We start from the raw sequence: 1,152 nt of genomic DNA, 5'->3' as shown, positions 1-1,152 counted from the left end.
GAAGCAGCCGCGGCTGGAGGTCTTGGTCTGGAATTCGAGACTGGCTCGCGGGAAGCGCCGGCGGAAGTCGACCACGGCGGCGGCCATGAAGTGCCGGACGGTTGTGGCACCGGTGGTGACCCGTACCGATCCGCCCTCCGCGCGGCCGAGTTCCTCGATCCGGCGCACTGCCTGGTCGATGCGCCCCAGGCCCTCGGTCACCGCCGTGTGCAGCAGCCGCCCCGCCGAGGTCGGCGCAATCCCGCGCGGGTGGCGTTCGAGCAGGCTGAGTCCCAGTTCGCGCTCGAGTCGCTTCACGTGCTGGCTGACGGCCGACTGCGTACAGCCCAGTTCACGGGCGGCACCGCTGAGCGAACCGGTTCGGCAGGCCGCGGCAAAGACACGGAGATCGTCAAGTGTCACGGACCCAAGCTACTGCTTGGGTGTTGCCCAGCCAATCCGTGGATTGACTTGGGTATCGCGAGGTTTGATCATCGTTCCGGGCCCAGGGCGGCAACCCGCCCGCTGTCTCTTCCGCGGTCCGGACGCGGTCCTGGATGCGGGCGGGTGCCGACCCGCCACGGGCCCGACTGGCTTCCCGGCCCCGGCCGCCCCACCTCTCGACTCATTGATTTCCCGGACAGGAGCACACATGAGCACAACCACGACCGTGGCGGTTCTCGGCCCAGGCGGCGTCGGCGGCCTGGTCGGTGCGCTGCTCGCCCGTGCCGGCCACCGCGTCGTCTGCCTGGCGGGGGAACAGACCGTCGCCGTGCTGCGCCGGGACGGGCTGCGCGTCGACAGCAATCGGTACGGGGAGTTCATCGCGGTGGTGGAGTCCGACACCGAGTTGCGCGAGCCGGTAGACGCTGTCTTTGTGACGGTCAAGCAGACCGCGCTCGCCGAGGCGCTCGACCGCATCCCGGCCGAGGTGCTCGGCACGGCGGTCGTGGTCCCGCTGCTCAACGGCCTCGACCATCTCGCCGTGCTCCGCGAGCGCTTCCCCTCTGCCCGGGTCGTCGCGGGCACCATCCGGGTCGAGGCCACCCGCACGGCGCCCGGCCGCATCGCCCACACCAGCCCGTTCGCCGACCTCGAACTAGCCGCCCCCGTTGATGACTTCGCGGCGTTGCTGCGACAGGCTGGTCTAGGCGTGACCGTACGCGAGGACGA

Annotated in this window: 2 protein-coding genes; one reads left to right on the top strand and one right to left on the bottom strand. The window is 70.6% G+C overall.

What is annotated here, in order from left to right:
- Positions 1–402: LysR family transcriptional regulator (locus BBH68_RS38715; RefSeq protein WP_141713175.1), on the bottom strand; the 402-nt coding region annotated here is incomplete at its 3' end.
- A gap of 229 nt (positions 403–631) precedes the next feature.
- Here BBH68_RS38715 and BBH68_RS38710 point away from each other — a divergent pair.
- A partial coding sequence (locus tag BBH68_RS38710; protein WP_245738543.1) for a ketopantoate reductase family protein occupies positions 632–1,152 on the top strand: 521 nt, incomplete at its 3' end.

It is taken from the genome of Streptomyces sparsogenes, assembly GCF_001704635.1.
GTDB classification, from domain to species: Bacteria; Actinomycetota; Actinomycetes; order Streptomycetales; family Streptomycetaceae; genus Streptomyces; species Streptomyces sparsogenes.
The sequence above is the reverse complement of the archived record's forward strand: the minus strand, read 5'-3'. Positions and strand labels throughout refer to the sequence as shown.